The following is a 381-nucleotide window of genomic DNA, read 5'->3' on the forward strand; positions in this document are numbered from 1 at the left end:
GATGTGTATAAGAGACAGTCATCGTCGACCACGTGCACGGTGTCGCCGGCGCGCGGGCTTCCCAGGCACTGAATTTTGACGTCGTACTGGTCGCTCCAGAAGTAGGGCACGCCCGGGCTCACCACTGCTTCCAGGTTCAGCATCGCCGCCACCAGGGTCCTCGCCTGCTCGGCGACGTTGCTCCAGTGCTCGACGCGGATCTGGCTCCCGGTCGCATCCCGCCAGGACGCCACGTCGCCGATCGCCCACACATCGGGGGCGCTGGTGCGCCCGACCGCGTCGCAGACGACACCGTCGGCCACCGCGATATCACTGCCGGCCAGCCAGTCGCTGGCCGGGCGTGACCCGATGCCCACCACCACCAGATCTGTCTCTTATACA

At 66.7% G+C, this 381-nt stretch carries 1 pseudogene; it reads right to left on the reverse strand.

What is annotated here, in order from left to right:
- Positions 1-368 (reverse strand): annotated as a pseudogene (locus tag LI94_RS21525) (FAD-dependent oxidoreductase); the annotation flags it as partial.
- Between the last annotated feature and the right edge of the window lie 13 nt (positions 369-381).

Source organism: Mycobacterium sp. UM_Kg27, assembly GCF_000972905.1.
Classification (GTDB): Bacteria; Actinomycetota; Actinomycetes; order Mycobacteriales; family Mycobacteriaceae; genus Mycobacterium.